Origin of the sequence: Endozoicomonas sp. ALC020, from assembly GCF_049275935.1 — a bacterium.
Taxonomy (GTDB): domain Bacteria; phylum Pseudomonadota; class Gammaproteobacteria; order Pseudomonadales; family Endozoicomonadaceae; genus Endozoicomonas_A.
In genome coordinates this window covers 1,852,495-1,872,741 of the sequence record NZ_CP184830.1, presented here as the reverse complement: position 1 = coordinate 1,872,741, position 20,247 = coordinate 1,852,495, and the positions used below count along the sequence as shown (strand labels likewise).

Annotated in this window: 11 protein-coding genes; 3 read left to right on the top strand and 8 right to left on the bottom strand. The window is 49.3% G+C overall.

Annotation, left to right across the window (positions count from 1 at the left end):
* Positions 1-136: 136 nt before the first annotated feature.
* Both ACOJUO_RS06245 and sbcD read right to left on the bottom strand, forming a co-directional pair.
* Positions 137-3,802 carry an AAA family ATPase gene (locus tag ACOJUO_RS06245; protein WP_422139265.1) on the bottom strand — a complete coding sequence of 1,222 codons (3,666 nt, stop codon included), beginning with the start codon at positions 3,800-3,802 and terminating at the stop codon, positions 137-139.
* Positions 3,799-5,043, bottom strand: a complete 1,245-nt coding sequence (gene sbcD / locus ACOJUO_RS06240) for an exonuclease subunit SbcD (RefSeq protein WP_422139264.1) — start codon at positions 5,041-5,043, stop codon at positions 3,799-3,801. The genes ACOJUO_RS06245 and sbcD overlap by 4 nt, the downstream gene beginning before the upstream one ends.
* A gap of 290 nt (positions 5,044-5,333) precedes the next feature.
* On the opposite strand from sbcD, the gene nagB reads away from it, so the two are divergent.
* Together nagB and ACOJUO_RS06230 are read left to right on the top strand one after the other, a co-directional pair.
* On the top strand, positions 5,334-6,134 hold the full coding sequence (gene nagB, locus ACOJUO_RS06235; RefSeq protein ID WP_422135875.1) for a glucosamine-6-phosphate deaminase: 801 nt from the start codon (positions 5,334-5,336) through the stop codon (positions 6,132-6,134).
* 432 nt (positions 6,135-6,566) lie between these two features.
* Positions 6,567-7,502 carry a hypothetical protein gene (locus ACOJUO_RS06230; RefSeq protein ID WP_422139263.1) on the top strand — a complete coding sequence of 312 codons (936 nt, stop codon included), beginning with the start codon at positions 6,567-6,569 and terminating at the stop codon, positions 7,500-7,502.
* 88 nt (positions 7,503-7,590) lie between these two features.
* On the opposite strand, the gene pntB is transcribed toward ACOJUO_RS06230, so the two are convergent.
* The 6 genes from pntB to ACOJUO_RS06200 all read right to left on the bottom strand — a co-directional run bounded on the left by pntB (position 7,591) and on the right by ACOJUO_RS06200 (position 19,413).
* Positions 7,591-8,991 carry a Re/Si-specific NAD(P)(+) transhydrogenase subunit beta gene (pntB, locus tag ACOJUO_RS06225; RefSeq protein WP_422139261.1) on the bottom strand — a complete coding sequence of 467 codons (1,401 nt, stop codon included), beginning with the start codon at positions 8,989-8,991 and terminating at the stop codon, positions 7,591-7,593.
* A gap of 21 nt (positions 8,992-9,012) precedes the next feature.
* Positions 9,013-10,545: a Re/Si-specific NAD(P)(+) transhydrogenase subunit alpha gene (locus ACOJUO_RS06220; protein ID WP_422135872.1), complete on the bottom strand. Its 1,533-nt coding sequence runs from the start codon at positions 10,543-10,545 to the stop codon at positions 9,013-9,015.
* Positions 10,546-11,214: 669 nt separating this feature from the next.
* Positions 11,215-12,810 carry an isocitrate lyase gene (locus ACOJUO_RS06215; protein ID WP_422135871.1) on the bottom strand — a complete coding sequence of 532 codons (1,596 nt, stop codon included), beginning with the start codon at positions 12,808-12,810 and terminating at the stop codon, positions 11,215-11,217.
* 936 nt (positions 12,811-13,746) lie between these two features.
* Complete coding sequence (gorA, locus tag ACOJUO_RS06210) at positions 13,747-15,114, bottom strand: glutathione-disulfide reductase (protein ID WP_422139260.1); 1,368 nt, start codon at positions 15,112-15,114, stop codon at positions 13,747-13,749.
* 761 nt (positions 15,115-15,875) lie between these two features.
* Entirely contained in the window at positions 15,876-17,195 is a 1,320-nt protein-coding gene (locus ACOJUO_RS06205; RefSeq protein WP_422135863.1) for a dicarboxylate/amino acid:cation symporter, read from the bottom strand.
* A 532-nt stretch (positions 17,196-17,727) separates the two neighbouring features.
* Positions 17,728-19,413 carry an NAD-dependent malic enzyme gene (locus ACOJUO_RS06200; RefSeq protein WP_422135862.1) on the bottom strand — a complete coding sequence of 562 codons (1,686 nt, stop codon included), beginning with the start codon at positions 19,411-19,413 and terminating at the stop codon, positions 17,728-17,730.
* 245 nt (positions 19,414-19,658) lie between these two features.
* Here ACOJUO_RS06200 and ACOJUO_RS06195 point away from each other — a divergent pair, with 245 nt between their 5' ends.
* Positions 19,659-20,081: an ArsR/SmtB family transcription factor gene (locus ACOJUO_RS06195; protein ID WP_422135861.1), complete on the top strand. Its 423-nt coding sequence runs from the start codon at positions 19,659-19,661 to the stop codon at positions 20,079-20,081.
* Positions 20,082-20,247 lie beyond the last annotated feature (166 nt).

Genomic DNA, 20,247 nt, shown 5'->3' with positions numbered 1-20,247 from the left:
AAAGCACTTCCCAGTTATCTGATACCGGGTCCGTTGGGTTATCGATCGAGATAACGCTACCTTTCAAGAGATCTTTCGGGTCTTTTAATCGGGCCACCGCCCGCTTTTCTGTCCTTTGACCAGAAGCTAATGCCGTCTATCCGACGACGGCATAGTGTTTGTCCAGAGAGCTGTATCCCAGCCCTGTCTCTTTCCTCACTTCAATACGTGTGGGAATCCTTTCTTTCAATGATTCAATATGCGAGATGACCCCTACCATCTTTCCTGAAGCGTTCAGGTTATCCAGGGCATCCAGCGCTATTTCCAGTGTCTCCTGGTCCAGTGTGCCGAAGCCCTCGTCCAGAAACAGGGAATCAATGCTGGTTTTGTGACTGACCAGATCGGACAAGGCCAGTGCCAGTGCCAGACTGACCAGAAAGCTCTCTCCTCCCGAGAGAGTTTTGATATCCCGGGCGGTATCCCCCTGCCAGGTATCAATGACTTCCATACTGAGGGCTTCGACCGCTTTTCTGTGTAGCTGGTAACGACCATGCAGCCTTTGCAACTGCTGGTTGGCCAGATAAATCAGATGGTCGAGTGTCAGTCCCTGGGCAAATTTACGAAACTTGTCGCCTTTTGCCGAGCCGATCAGACTATTGAGATGTTCCCATACCGCAAACTGCTCTCTCTGTTTGCTGATTTCATCTACCCAGTCAGACAACTGCTGACGCTTTTTCTGGTCTTCGGTGAGCGCCTGTCGAATTTCACCCAGTCGTTGATTGTTGAGGCTCAGTTCTGCTGTCTGTTGTTTCAGGCAGGTCAGGATCTCTTCAGCGGCTTGTTCAGTCAGGGCCTCTTTCAATAGTTTTTCCAGAGAGGCTTCTGCCAGTTTGAAACGTTCGGTACTGCTGGCAATGGCCCTGTCCAGAGTGCTTTTCAATGCTTCCAGTTCGCTACGTTGTTCAGGAGCGAGCAGAGCCTGCTGAAACTGTTCGCTGGAATCAAAGGGGCTGTCTTCCAGAGTGGTCTGCCAGTGTGCTTCTTTTTGCTCCAGTTCTGACTGGTGAGTTTTCTGGTCATTGAGATGTTGCCGGATAGAGCCGGACAGCTCGCTCTCAGCGCGCAGTGCTGTTTGCAACTGCGTTTCTGCGTTTTTAAGGTTTTGTTCGGCGGTGACTATGGCCTGCTCGATCCTGCTGCGTTCCTCGGTCACCTTCAGTTCTCCAAACAATGTGAACCGCACGTCTTTGCGATCAGCCTGCTCTCTGTCGATCTGATCCAGTTGCCGGTTTAATTGATCGGCCTGCTGTCGGGACTGAAGCAGATTCTGCTCAAGCATTTGCATCTCATGATTGAGCGTTTGCAATGCCTGCTGTTGTTCAAGACTCTGCTGATGGCATGTTTGCCAGCGATCTTTCAACGCTTTCTGGCTCATAAGCCAAGTGTCCTGCGTTTCCAGTGCCGGAAGCGCCGTTGCCATTGACTGATGAAGGGCTGCTTCCAGCTGGCCCAGTTCCTGTTCGTGTCGGGATAGCTGCTGCCTTAGTGTTTCGATCTGTTCTGACGCTTGACTCAGCTGTTGATGCAAAAGAGCCAGTTGCGACTGTTTCTGATCAAGCTGCTGCTGTTCCCGGGTAGCCACCTTTTCGGCACTTTGCAGTTGCTGGTTGATTGCGTCCAACTGCTTGACCTGTTCATTAATGGCTATCAGCTGCTCTCTGGTGCTGTCCAGCCAGCTATGAACCGATTCAGAGTCAGAGATATTGAGTTGAATCTGCAGTGACTGACAAAGCTGCTGCCATTCTGTCTGCGTCGATGCCTGTCGGTCCTGTAATTCGAGAATGCGTTTTTCTGAAGTGTTGCACAGCGTTTTCAGTTCTGTTTCCAGCTGCTTTTTCCGGGTTCCCTGCTGTTCCAGTTCTGTCACAAGCCGCTTCTTTTCCTCCTGCCGATTTTGAGTGGAATCAACGTCTACCTGCTGATAACGCTGCACAGCAGGGTGTGCTGTTGAACCACAGAGTGGGCAGGGGTCGCCTTCTTTCAGGTGATGACGATGTTCACTGAGACTGGCAATTTTTTGCTCTTGAAGTAGCAGGGTTTCCAGATCTTTCAGATGCTGAGCTTCTTTTCTGTAAAGGTCCCTTTGTTGAGTCAATTCTGTCTGAACAGTGGTGAGTTGCCGTTTGTTTTCGTCCAATGTCGTTTTTTCTGTACGCAGGCTGACCTGGCTTTCCAGATGTTGCTTAAGCAGAGTTTTCAACTGCTGGCATAAGGGTACTTTCTCCATCAGGGCGTGTTGTTGTTGCCTGAGTAAAGGCTCTTCCTGACCCTGAAGCCAGTGTTGACGCTGAGCCTGCTTTTGCTCAAGCAGGTCACGAGACTGGGCTAATTGTTCCTGACTGACTTTTTGCTGTTCCAGCAACTGCTCGTGCCGGGCGCTGTCCTGCTTATTCCGGGTATGGTGTTCTTGCAGCCTGTGTTTAAGCTGATTAATCTGCTCTATCAGAGACTTTCTCTGCTCAAACTGTGAATGCCAGAGAGGCAGCTGTTCTGCCAGCTTCTCATGATGAGTATGTTGAGCCAGATATTCAGAAGCCTGTTTCAGAGACTGCTGAAGCTGTTGTCGATTCTGTTGCAGTGTTGAGTGCTTTTCTTGCTGACTCTGAAGCGCTTTACCAAGTTCTTTCTGTGCTTCATACAGTTCGGCCTGACGGCGGTGGGCCTCGGCTATTTTAAGATCCAGAGGAATGATCTGATCAGCGATCAGCTGCTCGGTTTCCGCTTTTTGCTGTTTGACCTGTATGAGGTTTTCCTGCGCACTTTTGCTGGCCTGCTCTTTTTTTGTCAGGGTTTGCTTGAGTGTTTGTTCTTTCTCCAGCAATTCATCCACCTGTTTCTGACGCTGAGCCGCCGCTGCCTTCAGAGACAATAACTGATTGTAAACCGGCTTTATTTCCAGGGCAGGAATCGATTCGTCCAGCTTTTTCAGCGTTTCACGGTTGGCTTCCTGCTGTTCCAGATTTTGCTGGAGTAACTGCCGGGATGTTTGCTTTTCTTGCTCAAGCTCTGCTTTCTTTTCCAGCCAGATATGTTGTTTGTTCAGTTCATCCGTCTGGCTCTGTATCCTGCGGTTGGATTCCGTCAGGTCGGTCTGTTCTTCAGTGAGCTTTTCCAGAACACTGTCGTCCAGTAGTTCAACGCCTTCGGTTCTGGCCTGAAGCAGGTTGAGTGTTTCCTGTTCTGCCCGTGCACGCTCAAACACCCGGCGGGAAATTTCTCCGTAGATATCCGTGCCTGTCAGTTCTTCCAGAAGCTCGGCCCGGTCATTGGCGCTGGCCTGGAGAAAAGCGGCAAATCCCCCCTGGGCCAGCATCATGGACTTGGTGAAACGACCAAAGTCGAGGCCGGTAATGTCACTGACGATCTTTAGTTTGTCCTGGATGCGGCTGGTAATGATGGTGCCATCGAGTTTCGCCAACTCTACCTGTGGGCTTTGTAATTTACCGTCTGCCTTGCCTCTGGCCCGCCGCTGGGACCAGAAAGAACGGTAACCCTGTCCCTGAACTTCAAACTCCACTTCCGCCAGGGATTCTGACGTATGACGTGTCATCAACTCGTTATCGCTGGTAGAAACCGTGCTCAGTCGGGGTGTCTGGTGATAAAGAGCCAGGCAGATGGCATCCAGTAGCGTGGTTTTTCCCGCACCTGTAGGACCGGTGATGGCAAAAAGACCGTTGTTGCGGAAGTTGTCTTCGGTGAAATCAATTTTCCACTCACCTTTGAGCGAGTTGATGTTCTTCAAACGTAAACTGAGGATTTTCAAGCCATTAACTCCTTCTCGTCCTCAAGTCTGGCGGTTTTGCTGTCACCATCCGGATCATCCAGAGTGGCAAGGATTTCATTAAACGCCCGGCTGAGACTGGCTGTGCGTTGTTCATCAAGATCTTCGTCGTTCAGTCGCCGGGCAAACACTTCAGCGACATCAAGTTCGTCAAGCGTCTCTTTGCTTTCGCTTTGTAGAGCAGCACTGTTGATTTCACGCTTTCGACGGACCCTGAGTACTTCCAGATTTCTGCCCTCCAGCATGATCTGAATAGGCTTTTGCAGATCGGTGAGGTAGTCGTCAGTGCTGACTTCCAATTCCAGCCAGGTGGTGAGTGGAGAGTCGTCATTGATCTTCTCCAGCGACTGTTGAATGGTCTTCAGGCTGCCTTTCAGGCTTTTCAGGGAACGAAAGGTGGGCACTGCCAGTTCATTGATTTCTGGCGCAGTGCCAGGCTCAAGGTCAACCAGCACCACCTGTTTAGGGCAGGACGTTTCATCAAAGCTGAGCGGAATAGGGGAGCCTGAGTAACGGATATGTGCCTGATCTGAAACCTTCTGGGCGCGGTGCAGGTGCCCCAGGGCTATGTAGTCTGCCGGGGGGAAGGCACTGGCCGGAAAAGCCGACAGGGTGCCAATATAAATATCCCGCACCGACTCAGACATTTGTCCACCGACCGTGGTCAGGTGTCCTGTAGCCACAGTTGGCAGGTTTTTGTCAGAGGCCAGTTCAAATACTTTTTGGTAGTGCCTGGCAATTGCGTTCTGCAGAGCCTGTTGTTTATCGGTGTCACTGTCACCAGCCTGACTTTCCAGAACATCTCTGGGTCGGATAAACGGTATAGCGCAGACCACTGCGCCGGGTTCTCCCTGATGGTTCTTTAAAACCACTATCTGGTCTTCCGGGTTTTCCGTAACGCCACCCACCACATGGGTATTCAGGCAGGCCAACAAATCTCTGGACTCATTCAGGGTTGAGACCGAGTCATGGTTGCCACCGACAATAATCAGCTGCTGACAGCAAGTTTTCTGCAGGTCGACAATGAAACGGTTGTAGAGTGTTCGGGCATAGCTGGGCGGCGTTCCGGTATCAAAAATATCACCGGCAATGATGATGGCATCCACAGAATTCTCTTCAACGGTTGTCAGCAGCCAGCAAATAAATGCCTGATGTTCAGGCTCACGGCTCTTGCCTATAAAGTGCTGGCCAAGGTGCCAGTCAGACGTGTGGAGAATGCGCATGTATTGAAGACTAACCAGAAAGAGAGGTGGACTGTAAAGAATATACTTTTTGAGTCAGGACTGTCAGTTTTATTAAAGAGGCCGCTGGTGGGTTCGGAAAGTAAAGTATCCAGCTGCTCGAACTGTTTCAGAGAAATTCGTATCTTTTGCACGAAACATTGATCTGTGAGATAGGCCGTTATCTGTAGAAATGATAGTGTAACCGGTTACATCATGCCGAAAACAGAGTGACAAATGTCCATCGTCCGGCTAAACAGAATTCAGAAGGTCCACAACCGGAAGATTAAACTATGCGCTTAATTCCTCTATCCGCAAAATCCGACGTGGGCAAATGGGCCGCCAGGCACATTGTCAGACGGATCAACAAGTTCAAGCCAACGGCAGACAGACCCTTTGTTCTGGGGCTGCCCACAGGCAGTACGCCTCTGGCTACCTACAAGAACCTGATTGAGATGAACCATGCCGACGAGGTGAGCTTTGAGCATGTAGTGACTTTCAATATGGACGAATACGTGGGCATTCCCGCCGATCATCCGGAATCCTACCGTACCTTCATGTTTAAGAATTTCTTTGAACATATTGATATCCGACACGAAAACATCAATCTGCTCAATGGAAATCCGAAAGACCTGGAAGCCGAATGCCAGCGTTATGAAGACAAGATCAAATCCTGTGGCGGCATTGATCTGTTTATGGGTGGAGTTGGTCACGATGGCCATATTGCCTTTAACGAGCCAGGCTCTTCCCTGTCTTCACGTACCCGTATCAAGACCCTGACTGACAAGACCCGTCAGGCCAATTCCCGTTTCTTCGAAAACGATATCAATCAGGTACCCAATCTGGCTCTGACCATTGGTGTAGGCACACTGATGGATGCCCGTGAAGTCATGATTCTGGTCACTGGTGCGGATAAGGCTTATGCCCTCCATGCTGCGGTAGAAGGCTCTGTGAACCATTTGTGGACCATTTCTGCCATGCAGATGCACCCGAAAGCCATGATCGTCTGTGATGAAGATGCCACCATGGAACTGCGAGTCAAGACCCTGAAATACTTTGCCGAGCTGGAAGCTGAAAATATTCGCGGCCTCTGATTTTCGGGCGGGCTCTGTGCCAGTGCAGCGGATTGACAGACTCACTGGATCAGGGCAGAAATGCCGGTATTTGGAAAGTCATTCAGGACGGCCATTTCCAGAATTGATTCTCTTGATCTGTAATGGTGGGGTGGCTTAACAAAATATTTTTTACGGTAAAAAAAGCAGTTATAGAAATGAGTATCTATAATTGAGCGGTGGTCTAATCCGGAAATATCATAAAGTGTCTAGCTTCTCATTCTACCGCTTTGCAAGTGATACATTTTGTTGTTAGACGAAAGTGGGCTGGCAAGAAGTAGGCATGTGACGTTCGTTTATTTTTGTACAGTTCAATAAACGATGGCGCCAGTATCATTGATGCGAAATTGATTCTGGTGAAAGCGACTTAATGATATTTCAGGGTTATCACATCAGAAGAGGCTTTTTTTAATCATGAAAGTTTTACTGGTTGTACCCGTTAGTATATTTCTTTCCGGTTTTGCGTCTGCGGCAGATGTGGTTTTCAGAGATGAAACGGTAGGGCTCGGTTACGGTTTCAGTGCCAAAGCTGATGGCTTTGCGTACAGTGGACTGACACACTTCAGGAAGGTGAATGGCTTGTCGGTCAAACTGGATTTTGTCGAAAAGTCTGGTGTTTACATTCCCGTCAATACCAATATCGGTTTCCAGAATGTAAATGATGATGCTCATCCCACTGATGCCAGGTATCCTCAGGGTAGTGTCGGTTGGTCCTTAGACAGTTCCGATGTGTATAAACCTACTTACACTTTTAGTGTGTTTGCAGGAGGTAGATTTTATTATCCTGATGAACAGCCATACCAGGTTACACTGTCTGTAGATGGTAAAGAATACGGTCCTGTGAAAACAGACAGTCAAAGTAACTGGTCACCCACTTATTTTCATAACGTGCCCTTCGCGGAGAGTAGCAGACTGACTATAGTTCTGTCCCCGCTGCCTTTAATCCAGCTATCTGAAGGTGCAGTACCTGAAGGTGTAGTACCCGAAGGTTCAGTAGCTGAAGGTGCAGTACCTGAAGGTGCAGTACCTGAAGCTTCAGTACCCGAAGGTGCAGTACCCGAAGGTGCAGTACCCGAAGGCGCAGCACCCGAAGGCTCAGTACCCGAAGGCTCAGTAGCTGAAGGTTCATTACCTGAAGGTTCATTACCTGAAGGTTCATTACCTGAAGGTTCATTACCTGAAGGTTCATTACCTGAAGGTTCAGTACCCGAAGCCTCAATACCCGAAGCTTCACCTGAAGCCGTGGTTTCTGAAGCCTCAGCCTCTGAAGCCCCGGTGCCTGAAGCATCAACGCCTGATATCTCATTATCTGAAGCTCCAGTGCAAGGGAGGCAATATGATGAGCATTAAGTGTTGCGGGTCATAATTTCAGGCAGGGTCCCTGTTCTGTTTGTTTCTACCCGGATAGAAGAATGGCTTTCTATCCGGGGGGGGCAGATCAGAACTGCTTAAGAATACCTTCGACGGTACTGTGGGCATCTCCGAAAAGCATACGAGAATTGTCTTTAAAGAACAGGGGATTCTGGACACCTGCATAGCCTGTAGCCATAGAGCGTTTGAATATGACGACCCTTTCTGCTTCCCAGACACGAAGTACAGGCATGCCTGCAATCGGACTGCCCGGATCTTCAGACGCCGCCGGGTTTACAGTGTCGTTGGCACCAATCACCAGGACAACATCCGTTTCGGTAAAGTCGTCGTTAATCTCATCCATCTCTTCAACGATATCGTAAGGCACTTTTGCCTCGGCCAACAAAACGTTCATATGACCTGGCAGACGACCAGCCACCGGATGAATACCAAAGCGTACCTTAATATTCTGGGCCAGCAACTTATTGACCAGTTCTCTCAGGGGGTGCTGAGCCTGGGCGACAGCCATTCCGTATCCGGGAGTGATGATCACGCTGGAAGCGCTTTTGAGCATTTCAGCGACTTCTTCTACATTGACCTCGGTGTATTCACCCTGTTCCTCACCTTCCGCTACAGTACCAGCTTCGGTGCCAAAACCACCGAGAATTACCGATATAAAGGATCTGTTCATGGCTGAACACATCAGGTAGGAGAGAATTGCGCCTGAAGAGCCCACCATGGCACCTGTTATAATAAGCAGGTTGTTGCCCAGCATAAAACCAGTAGCAGCAGCGGCCAGGCCGGAGTACGCATTGAGCATGGAAACCACAACCGGCATGTCAGCACCACCGATGCCCATAACCAGAGTGATACCAAAAATAAAGGCCAGACCTGTCATGATGATCAAAGCCAGAATGCTGTCCTGCTGTATGTAGATAATCCCCATCACAATGGCCAGAACAATCAAAGCCAGGTTGGTCCAGTGGCCACCAGGCAGTGATACGGGACGGCTGTTGATGTTTCCATTCAGTTTCAGGCAGGCAACAACCGAACCACTGAAAGTGATTGCACCGATGATGATGCCAATGAATATTTCAATGCTGTGAATCAGTTGCTCGGTAGACGACACCAGCTCGGAAGCCGCCTTGACCAGTGATTCTGAAGATTCAATCGCACTTGAAAAGCCGATCAACACCGCTGCCAGCCCGCCAAAACCATTCAGGATGGCGACCAGCTGGGGCATTTCGGTCATTTCCACTTTCCTGGCCAGGAAGAGGCCTGTGGCTGTTCCGACAATCATCATAATGGTGACAAAGGTAAAGCCTTCGAGGTGTGCATAACCCAGTGTGGCCAGAACGGCGATGACCATACCGACCATGCCATAGAGACTGCCGCTCTTGGCAGACTCCTGACGGCTCAGGCCTGCCAGACTCATGACAAACAGCAGCGCTGCTATCAGGTAGGCGGACGATAATAATCCTTGTGACATTCCTGTTTACTCCCGCTGCGATTAATTATCTCTGATGAACATCTTGAGCATCCGCTGGGTCACAGCGAAACCACCGACAATATTAATCATGGCCACTAACAGGGCGATGCCCGACATAGCCAGAATAATATTGTTGTCACTCCCCATTTGCATCAGGGCACCGATCACAATAATGCCGCTGATGGCGTTGGTCACACTCATCAGAGGTGTGTGCAGGGCAGAAGTAACATTCCAGATGACGTAGTAGCCGATAATGGACGACAGAACGAATACAGTGAAGTGTTCCAGAAAGCTTGCCGGAGCTGAATGGGCAACCCATCCGAAGATGGCGGCACCTGCGGCGATCAGGGCAGGTTTCAGCCAGGGACTTGAAGGCTTCTCTTTCTTGACTTCATCAACCTTTGGCGTCGGTTTAGCTACCGGAGCTGCACTGACTTTAACAGGCGGTGGAGGCCAGGTAATGTTGCCCTCTTTCACGACAGTGAGACCACGGACTACTTCGTCCTCAAAGTCGATGACCAGGTTGCCGTCTTTCTCAGGTGTCATCAGTTTCAGCATATTCACCAGGTTGGTGCCGTATAACTGCGATGACTGGGTTGGCAGTCGGCTGGGCAGGTCGGTGTAGCCGATGACGGTAACACCATGCTTGACCACAACCTTGTCTTTTTCTGTGCATTCACAGTTGCCACCGGTCTGGGCAGCCAGATCGACGATAACACTGCCTGGTTTCATGGCTTTAACCATGTCTTCCAGAATCAGCTTGGGTGCCGGTCGACCGGGAATCAGGGCGGTGGTGATAATGATGTCGACCTCTTTGGCCTGTTCCATGAACAGGGCCATCTCGGCATCAATAAAGGCCTGGCTCATTTCCTTGGCATAGCCGTCGGAAGAGTCTTGCTCTTCCTCGTAATCCAGCTCAAGGAATTCAGCGCCCATGCTTTCTACCTGTTCCTTAACTTCAGGACGAGTGTCGAAAGCCCGAACAATAGCACCCATGCTGCCAGCCGCACCCAGGGCAGCGAGACCTGCAACACCGGCACCAATGACCATGACCTTGGCAGGTGGTATTTTGCCAGCAGCGGTAATCTGACCATTAAAAAAGCGGCCAAAGTGATGGGAAGCCTCAACAACAGCCCGGTAACCGCCAATATTAGCCATGGAGCTCAGTGCATCCAGTGACTGGGAGCGGGACAGACGGGGTACACTGTCCAAAGCCAGCACGTTGATGTTGCGCTGGCTGAGTTTGTTCATAAGCTCTTCATTCTGGCCGGGCCAGATAAAGCTGGCGAGGGTAGCGCCGTCTTTTAATAGAGCTATTTCGTCGTCTGTTGGTGCGTTCACTTTCAGAACGATATCGGAACCCCAGACTTCTGAGCGTTCTGCGATTTGAGCGCCAGCTTCTCTAAAAGCCGCATCATCAAAGCTGGCTTTGATACCAGCTCCACTCTCAACGATGACGTCATAACCGAGCTTTTGCAGCTTGCCTATTGTATCAGGCGTAGCGGCTACCCGGTTTTCGTTTTCCTGAATCTCTCCAGGGATCCCTATCCGCATATCGGTCACCTAGTGTAGCTATAAAAATGTTCTGGCAGACGTGGGCTGCCGATCAGTAGTTGTGCCTTCACCGTCGTTTTTCATCGTACCCGTACTGAGCACGACAATGGATCAAAGCTGTCTGTCTATACGGGAGTCGACGCTTGTCAGAACACTGTGTTTCTTCTGACCCTTCTTTCATAACCTGGGCCTCTGTGATCCGGCTCAATCCGGACTTCATCCATGAGAGGTACTCGGGCATGAGTACTGATCACGTATAGTATGTGATTTTAAGTTAAAAGGGTAATTAACTATATAGGTGGTATGTTTTGTGTGTGGAAATCGTTCGGGTTTTCGGTTTTTACGTGCAGTCATGTTCGAGTCTCTGTGGGTGTGTGGAGGTTGTTATGGATAATTTTGAAATGAGAATTTTTGATAATTTATTCGTAAATAGTGAATAAATTTTCTTGTTAAAAGGGGTGTCGTACGTAATAGTTTGGTAGGTTGTGTTAAGGTTTGATCCCAGTGTCCGGCGTCTACGGACACCGTCCGGGGTGAGCTGATCCTAAGTCTACTCAATGAATCAGGGCTTTGCTCAGTCAAAATAAATCAGGGCAGCGAGAAGCTGCCCTGAATGGTTGCGTGATATTTCACGCGGGGGAGGCGAACTATTTAGCCTGACTGTTCAGCTTAGCCGAACTGGTTCATGGTATTGTCTTCACCGGCCGCTTTCAGTGCAGCATCACCAGAGAAGTATTCTTTGTGATCATCACCCATGTCTGAGCCAGCCATATTTTGGTGTTTAACACAGGCAATACCCTGACGGATTTCTTTGCGCTGAACGTTTGCAACATATCCCAGCATGCCCTGATCACCAAAGTACTCTTTAGCCAGGTTGTCGGTGGACAGCGCGGCAGTGTGGTAAGTTGGCAGAGTGATCAGGTGGTGGAAGATGCCTGCTTCACGGGCAGCGTCTGCCTGGAAGGTGCGGATCTTCTCATCAGCCGCCTGGGCCAGTTCTGTTGCGTCGTACTCTGCACTCATCAGTTGAGCACGGTCGTAAGCAGAAACGTCTTTACCTTCTTCGCTCCAGGCATCGAATACCTGCTGGCGGAAATTCAGAGTCCAGTTGAAGGACGGTGAATTGTTGTAAACCAGCTTAGCGTTCGGGCAGGTTTCACGAATCTTGTTAACCATCTCGGCGATCTGGCCAACGTGAGGTTTTTCGGTCTCAATCCACAGCAGGTCAGCGCCGTTCTGCAGAGAAGTGATGCAGTCCAGAACGACACGGTCAACACCGGTACCCTGACGGAATTGGAACAGGTTGCTGGGCAGACGCTTGGGACGAACCAGCTTGCCGTTACGGTTAATGATCACATCACCGTTTTTCATGTTTTCTGGAGTGACTTCTTCAACATCCAGGAAGCTGTTGTACTGGTCACCCAGATCACCAGGCTGGTTAGTTACTGCCAGCTGCTTGGTCAGGCCAGCACCCAGGGAGTCGGTACGGGCAACGATCACCCCGTCGTCTACACCCAGTTCCAGGAACGCGTAGCGAACAGCGCGAATCTTGGCCAGGAAATCTTCGTGAGGAACGGTTACCTTGCCGTCCTGGTGACCACACTGCTTCTCGTCGGAAACCTGGTTTTCGATCTGGATACAGCAGGCGCCGGCTTCAATCATTTTCTTAGCCAGCAGGTAAGTGGCTTCTTCGTTACCGAAACCAGCGTCGATGTCGGCAATGATGGGCACAACGTGTGTCTGGTGATTATCGATCTGGCTCTGGAGATCTGCTTCTTTAGCGGTATCGCCAGCCTTGCGAGCAGAGTCGAGTTCGCGGAACAGACCGCCCAGTTCACGGGCATCAGCCTGGCGCAGGAAGGTGTAGAGTTCTTCAATCAGGCCAGCTACTGACGTTTTCTCGTGCATGGACTGGTCTGGCAGAGGACCAAACTCGGAGCGCAGTGCAGCAACCATCCAGCCAGACAGGTAAAGGTAGCGACGGTCAGTGTTGTTGAAATGTTTCTTGATAGAAATCATCTTCTGCTGACCAATGAATCCATGCCAGCAGCCCAGGGACTGGGTGTACTTTGCAGTGTCTGCGTCGTAAGCCGCCATGTCTTCGCGCATGATTTTGGCGGTATAGCGGGCAATATCCAGACCGGTTTTGAAACGGTTCTGCGCTTTCATGCGAGCAGCGTATTCGGGATTGATCGCTTCCCAGGAAGAGCCCTGAGTAGCTTTCAGTGAAGCAATTGCGTCAATATCATTCAGGTAGTTTGACATAATCAGTCCTTCCGTTTTCACGACGTTATCAGCGTGTTTTGATGATCGGCGTTTTTAGTCAGAGACATGCCGATCCGGTGACTGCATTCTGTGATTTGTGAACATTTGTGACAATCCTGTTGTTTTTATCTTTGCTATTTATTTTGTGAATAGTGGTGTTTTTTTATACGACCTGAGAGAAGTCTTGACACTGAATAACATTATTTTTCTGTTTGATTATTATAATAAAAACAGGCGCTTATGTTTTTTCTTTGGAAAGATGGTGAAATACACGACCATAGTGTTATATGTGTCAGGTGTTTGATTATCTTGCAGGGATTTCTTGATGAAATTCCTTTTTCTGCTTTCGTTTGTGATTTTTTGATAATTGATATTTCAGGGGGGGGTACTCCTTGAGCAGATATCAAAAAGTCACTCAATACCTGCTGTATAGAGCGATGCGGCAAAAGTCTCCTATGGCTGGTGCTTTTATGCACTAATCACAGCCTCGCGAAAGGCTGCGCGAGGAATCGGGGAGTCAAAGCTGCAAGCCGATGGCAGAAATCCCATAAAAGGCTGAGTCCCGAGGGCAATCCTGACACCTTCCTGCATGGTTTAGCTCGGATGTCTGGAGCTTTTTACTGATTTGATAGTCAAATCTAAGAGTAAATGAAGATTTAGTTATCATTCTGCAAATTCGCTGTCATGAGAAGTTGCTTTTGAGCTGAATGTTTGTTGATTTATGAAACCTGTATAGGACCCTGACTCGCTTTCTGCAAGCTACTTTTCGTAAATCAACTTGAGATCAGCAGTTATTGAGACACACCGTACCCTCACAGTAGGAAATTTACACGACTGTGAGGGTATGGATCAGGATAGGCAAAGTTGCCAAATTATTACGATTTGTCGAAATTATTATAAGTTGTCAAAACTTTTGTGGTTCTCCAAGAAAAAGGATCACCTCATAGTGACGAATTCTTCCGCAGAGGTCGGATGGATAGCCACTGTATTATCAAAGTCTGCTTTGGTTGCACCCATTTTCAGTGCCACTGCAAAACCCTGCAGCATTTCATCGGAGCCATGACCGATGGTGTGAATGCCAACAATTTTCTCTTCTTTACCCAGGGTAACCAGCTTCATGCGGCTTGGCTGACGGTGACTGGTCAGCGCACTGTACATGGCGGTGAAGCCACTGGTGTAAACCTTAACGTTTTCCTCACCATGACGTTCAATGGCTTCGCTTTCGCTCAGACCCACGGTGCCAATCGTAGGGTGACTGAAGACGACAGTCGCAATATTGTCGTAGTTCAGGTGTTCTTCGGGTTTGTTGTTGAAGAGTCTTTCTGACAGACGACGTCCGGCTGCCACTGCAACCGGTGTCAGTTCGATCTTGCCAATGTTGTCACCTACCGCATAAATACCAGGCACATTGGTGTTCTGGAACTTGTCGACAGGAATGTAGCCACGCTCATCGGTTTCGACACCCGCTGCTTCCAGATTGATGGAGTGGGTGTGTGGCTTACGACCTGCAGCCCAGATAACCGTATCAACTGTCAGGCTGTTGCCATTTTCAAGATGGATGGTCAGGCTGCCATCACTTTCTTTGGTGATCTCTTTGGGTACAGAATGTGTGTGCAGGGTCGGGCCTTCCGCTTCCATGATCTCAACCAGAGTATCGGACAGCATGTCGTCGAAGTTGCGCAAGGGTTTGTGCTTGCGAACCAGAAGGTGGGTCTCACTGCCCAGGGCATGGAGGACCCCCGCCAGTTCGACGGCAATGTACCCAGCCCCCAGCACTGCAACACGCTCAGGACGTTCTGTCAGTTCAAAGAAGCCGTCAGAGTCAATGCCGTATTCAGCGCCTGGAATGGATGGGACAGCAGGCTCACCACCGGTGGCGATGGTAATGTGATCAGCCGTGTATTGAACACCGTTCACTTCAACGGTTTTGGCATCCACAAAACGACCGTAACCTTTTATGACGGTTACTTTGTTGTTACCCAGTACCCGGTCATAGGACTGATGAATACGACTGATGTAGGCCTCACGGCTTTCAACCAGCTTGCTCCAGCTAAAGTTTTTCAGGATTTCTTCACGCTTCAGATCAAAACCGTAATCCGGACCATAGTGGATGGCATCGGAAATCTGTCCTGCAAACCACATTGCTTTTTTGGGAACACAGCCAACGTTTACACAGGTGCCGCCGAGGTATTTGGCTTCAATAAGACCAACTTTTTTGCCGTACATGGCAGCCCGATTAGCAGTACCTATGCCGCCGCTACCACCACCAATGACCAGGTAGTCAAAATGAGTATCTGTAGTCATGATTATTTCCGATAAATTCCAAGTGCGATTATAAAGACACTATATGGGCAATCTCTCGAATTTAAATCTCTCAGGGTCAAAATCCCCGTTGCCCGGGGTATTCTCAGTTTATGAAATTCTGTAAGCGTTACGTCAATATCTCACTGTTACGGGACTACTTCCCACAGGTAACACATTCAGGCTGGATAAAAATACCTATTGGGGTGGGGTCTTGCGTCGGATTGTACGTACGCCAAGGGGTGTGGCCAGTTTCCAAAAAATTGGCACGTCGATTGTATACATAGGGTCGAAAGCAAGAAAAACTGCCGAAAATAAAAACAATAATGAGGCAGATGAATCGACTGATAAAAACAATAATAAAAGTCGATGACCGTACAAGCGGATTGGTTTATAGGGTGTTTTTTTGTGGTGTAGCAACCAACAGGGAAACCGGAGCTGAGAAGAATTGCAGAAGCAACGCGAGCATCCGGACATACATGGAAGGATAATAAAGCCATTATCCACACAGCCTGTAAACCAATCCGCTTATTTTTATGTTCAATTACCTTCCGTTAAAAATCGCTATTCCTTCATCTCCTTGTTTCTGACTGACGACTGTTAACGCTCGTTTAACGCTCTGAATTTATGTTGCCGAAAAGTGGTTCTGATGAGTCAGGCTTACAGGAGGCTGAATTGCTGAACTGTGCAGCAGGGATGGGTAAGTTTGAGTAGGTGGGAGGAGCGTAGCCTTGGGGCTACGCTCTGTTGTGGTCAGTGATCAATCAGGCAGTCCGGACCTGCTGCTCACCGATGTGGTGGAAGTCGATGTTCTCATCGCTTTCACCGGCTTCAAGATCGTTATAAACCTTCAGATCCATCTCGCCTTCGCTCTTGGCAACGATACAGGTTACAACACTGTCGCCTGTTATATTGACAGCGGTACGTACCATATCCAGCAGGCGATCTACACCCATGATCAGGGCAATACCTTCCAGAGGCAGGCCTACCTGCTGTAGAACCATCGCCAACATAACCAGACCCACTCCGGGTACACCCGCAGTACCGACAGAAGCCAGAGTGGCTGTGACGATCACCATCAGATAGTCACCCATGCTCAGATCTACACCAAAGGCCTGGGCGATAAAGACCGTCGCAGCACCCTGCATGATGGCGGTACCGTCCATGTTGATGGTACTGCCCAGGGGGATGGTGAAAGAGGCCACCTTATTGCTAACACCCATACGACGAGTTACGCCTTCCATAGTGACCGGGATAGTGGCGTTACTGGAGGCTGTGGTAAAGGCAAACATGAAGGCATCCTGCATTTTCTTCAGGAAGATGCGCGGACTCAGACCTGTAGTGATTTTTAACAGACCGCAGTATGTGATGAACAGCTGCAGAGCCAGAGCCCCCAGAACGACCAGGAAATACTGAATCAGGTTACCGATAGCACCCAGGTCAATTGAGTAGAACAGCTTGGCCAGCAGCCCCATCACACCGTAAGGTGCCAGGTTCATGATCAAAGTAGTCAGCTTCATCATGACTTCGTTCAGAGCCACAAAAATCTTGACGATAGGCTCAGCAGGTTTACCCGCAGCAGCAATGGCAATACCGAACAGCAAGGCAAATACGATGATTTGCAGTGTGTTACCGGAGGCCATGGCTTCGATAGGGTTAGCCGGGAACATGCCGATGATGACTTCAGACAGCGAAGGTGCGGTGGAGGCGGCATAAGAAGAAGCACTTTCCAGGTTGGCACCTTCACCCGGGCTGACAAGCAGAGCCAGACCCATAGCCAGACTGATGGCAATACAGGTCGTAAGCAGGTAAAAAGCGACTGTTTTTCCGCCCAGACGACCCAGTACTGTTACGTCTTTGAGGGAGCAGGTACCGCATACGATGGAGGTGAATACCAGAGGTACTACTATCATTTTCAGAGCGGTCAGAAATATTTGACCTATGACGTTGAATACGCCATTTACCAGGTAATGCTCAATAAAAGTATTACCTGTAAACTGACGCATTATCAGGCCAATAGCCAGGCCTGCCACCATGCCGATCAGCACTTTGGTTGTGAGTGAAAGTCGAATCCACTGCTTCATATTTATTTCCTATGTTACCAAACACGTATCTCTCACTGTTCGCTTGTCTTTGTGTTGCGAGAGAGAATTATGCCGGAGGCATGTCAGATCAGACTTTCTTGGAGGTCTTATTGCTGAGTAACCCAAGCGATTTCTTTGAACGCTTATGGAATTAAACTGACCCGCCGGTTTTTTCGGCAGGGTTGTACCGATCAAAAAATTGAACCGGAGTCCCCGATTTCTCTTACAGCTTAAGTTTGTTTGGTACGAAGCAGGTTTGATATAGATCAATAAAGGGATAAATAGTGATAATAACCCGCTATTTATGACACTATTTCTCGATTTATATTGAATATCTGGTGGATATAACTACTTCTTGGCGGCTTTTTTTAAAATGTTATTCAGTCTGGTCTGATTGGGCCTTGAAATGAGCGTCCAAGCTTTCAGGAGTTTATGATAGCGATAAAAAAGGCAGAGTAATGGGATAAAGAGAGACCAATTGCACGTCTTACGACGTGCAATTGGAGAGTGATGCTATTATCAGAAGGGCAATCTAGCAGAAGGACATGCGAATGCGGCGATACTCGGGGCTCCAGCGTTTTGTTCTGATCTTTTGTTCCAGATCAGTCAACTCAGTGATCGGGGCCAGACCGTCCTTCTGGGCCTGAAGAGCAACAGCGAGAGCAATATCGTTGGTGACATGCTGGATGCGATCCAACAAAGGCAGAAGAGGTGCTTCTCTGCTCACCAGAGCAGGAGAAGCGAGTGCCAGTGTTTCTACAGCAACGTCGAGCATCTTGTCAGTAATGCGACAGGCGCCGGAAGCCAGCACACCCAGACCCAGACCGGGGAAAATATAGATATTGTTGCACTGGGCAATCGGGTAAGCGCTGTCATTGAGCTGAACCGGCTCAAACGGGCTGCCAGTAGCAATCAGAGCCTTGCCGTTAGTCCATTTGATAATGTTTTCGGGCAGAGCTTCCACCTGACTGATCGGGTTCGAGAGTGGGAAAATAATGGGCTGCTCGTGGTTGATCGACATGTTCTCAATAATTTCCTGAGTGAACAGGCCGGGTTGACCGGAAACACCAATGATGGCGTCTGGCTTGGCAATGCGAACGACATCCGCCAGCGACACTGTGCCCTCGGCTGACCAGCCTTGAATATCAGCAAAACGCTGAGTCAGCTTCTGCTGGAATGGACGGAGGCCTTTCATCTGGTCGTGCACCAGGCCGTCACGATCAACCATGTAGATGCGCTTGCGAGCTTCCTCGTCAGACAGTCCGCGACCCACCATCAGACGGATAATTTGTTCAGCGATCCCACAGCCTGCAGAGCCTCCACCCAGGAAAGCAACGCTCAGATCTTCAATGGATTTGCCAGCAGCCTTGGCTGCAGCCATCAGGGTAGCAGCAGTAACAGCGGCCGTGCCCTGAATATCATCGTTAAAGGTGCAGAGCTGATCACGGTACTTTTCCAGCAGAGGCGTAGCGTGGTTGATCGCGAAGTCTTCAAATTGCAGCAGGGCGTTTGGCCAGCGACGTTTAAGTGTCTGGATAAACTTATCGACAAATTCGAAATAATCGTCCTCACCGATGCGCTCATGTCGCCATCCCAGGTAATTGGGATCTTTCAGCAGTTTTTTGTTGTTAGTGCCACAATCCAGAGTAATGGGCATTGTCAGGTTGGGCGTAATGCCACCCACGGCAGAGTAAAGAGATAGTTTACCGATGCAGATACCCATACCACCAATACCCTGGTCGCCCAGACCCAGGATACGCTCACCATCAGTCACTACGATGACTTCAATGTTGCGCTTGAAGTTTGCCAGCATGGCATCAATCTGAGCGCGCTCAGGGAAAGAGATGTAGAGGCCGCGAGGACGACGATAAAGATCGCTGTATCGCTGACAGGCCTGACCTACCACAGGGGTGTAGATGATAGGCAACATTTCCTGAAGATGACGCTGAACCAGAGCGTAGAAAAGCGTTTCGTTGGTATCTTGCAGTGAGCGCAGGTAAATATGTTTGAGAATAGGAGTGGGCTTGATCGCAAAAGATTTATAGGCGCGGCGACACTGCTCTTCCAATGTTTCTACACGGGGTGGCAACAGACCATGGAGGTCCAGTTCGCTGCGTTCTTCAAAAGTAAAGGCAGTGCCCTTGTTCAGCAAAGGATTTTCAAGAAGCATACGACCTGAAAGGCCAGTATGAATGCTGTTGGAATCTAGGTCGGTCATTATTCAGTTCCAGTGGTGGTTCTGGAGAGTGCATCAGATGTTAAACCCACAATGAAATTAGCTGCACTTCGTGCAATGTGTGGGCTATGACGGACAAACCCCTGGATTCTGGACTTTATACCAGCTTGCAAGGGTGTCTATCACTGTCAATAACGGCCGCTTAGGATAAATCCTGATCTAAATCTTAAATAGACAGGAAAAGCCGAAGCACCCATGCGTGTTTGTTACAGGATTCGCCTCTGTCGATGGCACTAATTGTATTAATCCGGCATGAGCTGATATTTTTAGCCCATGGCGGCTTGAACTCAATCTACTTTTTACAACGTAACTCCTATATGACTGAACTCCATCAGCCCTGTTGTACTGAATTACCAGAAATGTCTTCAGAGCATTTGGCCAGGCTGGCCTCACTTTTCAGGCTGCTGGGGGATGAAGGGCGCCTCAAACTGGTTATGGCCTGTATTGATGAACCACAACCGGTCTGTTGCCTGTCAGAAATATCAGGTATGTCTCAACCACTGACCAGCCATCACCTCAAAGGGCTCAGAGAAGCCAGAATTCTCAAATCTTCCCGCCGTGGTAAACAGGTATTCTATGAGCTTGATGACCATCATATACGGCATGTTGTGTTGGATCTTGCCAATCATGTTATGGAGCCCTCCGACTGAGAGTCTAGAGTTTTACTGCACTTGGCGAACAGTATCTTTGGATGGCCGCATTCTAAACTTTACCGTTCATCGGACGACTCTAATAAACAGCCGCAAGCTAAGACAATCATCCCCGCATTCATGGCGATGATGTCCAAATTTGATCGCAAAAAGTATCAGCCAGGGA

Excerpts from the sequence above, each read along its gene's own strand:
- ACOJUO_RS06230 (WP_422139263.1), top strand. The coding sequence starts at position 6,567 with ATGAAAGTTTTACTGGTTGTACCCGTTAGTATATTTCTTTCCGGTTTT.
- ACOJUO_RS06215 (WP_422135871.1), bottom strand. The coding sequence starts at position 12,810 with ATGTCAAACTACCTGAATGATATTGACGCAATTGCTTCACTGAAAGCT.
- ACOJUO_RS06220 (WP_422135872.1), bottom strand. The coding sequence starts at position 10,545 with ATGCGGATAGGGATCCCTGGAGAGATTCAGGAAAACGAAAACCGGGTA.
- ACOJUO_RS06195 (WP_422135861.1), top strand. The coding sequence starts at position 19,659 with ATGGCACTAATTGTATTAATCCGGCATGAGCTGATATTTTTAGCCCAT.
- gorA (WP_422139260.1), bottom strand. The coding sequence starts at position 15,114 with ATGACTACAGATACTCATTTTGACTACCTGGTCATTGGTGGTGGTAGC.
- ACOJUO_RS06200 (WP_422135862.1), bottom strand. The coding sequence starts at position 19,413 with ATGACCGACCTAGATTCCAACAGCATTCATACTGGCCTTTCAGGTCGT.
- pntB (WP_422139261.1), bottom strand. The coding sequence starts at position 8,991 with ATGTCACAAGGATTATTATCGTCCGCCTACCTGATAGCAGCGCTGCTG.
- ACOJUO_RS06205 (WP_422135863.1), bottom strand. The coding sequence starts at position 17,195 with ATGAAGCAGTGGATTCGACTTTCACTCACAACCAAAGTGCTGATCGGC.
- sbcD (WP_422139264.1), bottom strand. The coding sequence starts at position 5,043 with ATGCGCATTCTCCACACGTCTGACTGGCACCTTGGCCAGCACTTTATA.
- nagB (WP_422135875.1), top strand. The coding sequence starts at position 5,334 with ATGCGCTTAATTCCTCTATCCGCAAAATCCGACGTGGGCAAATGGGCC.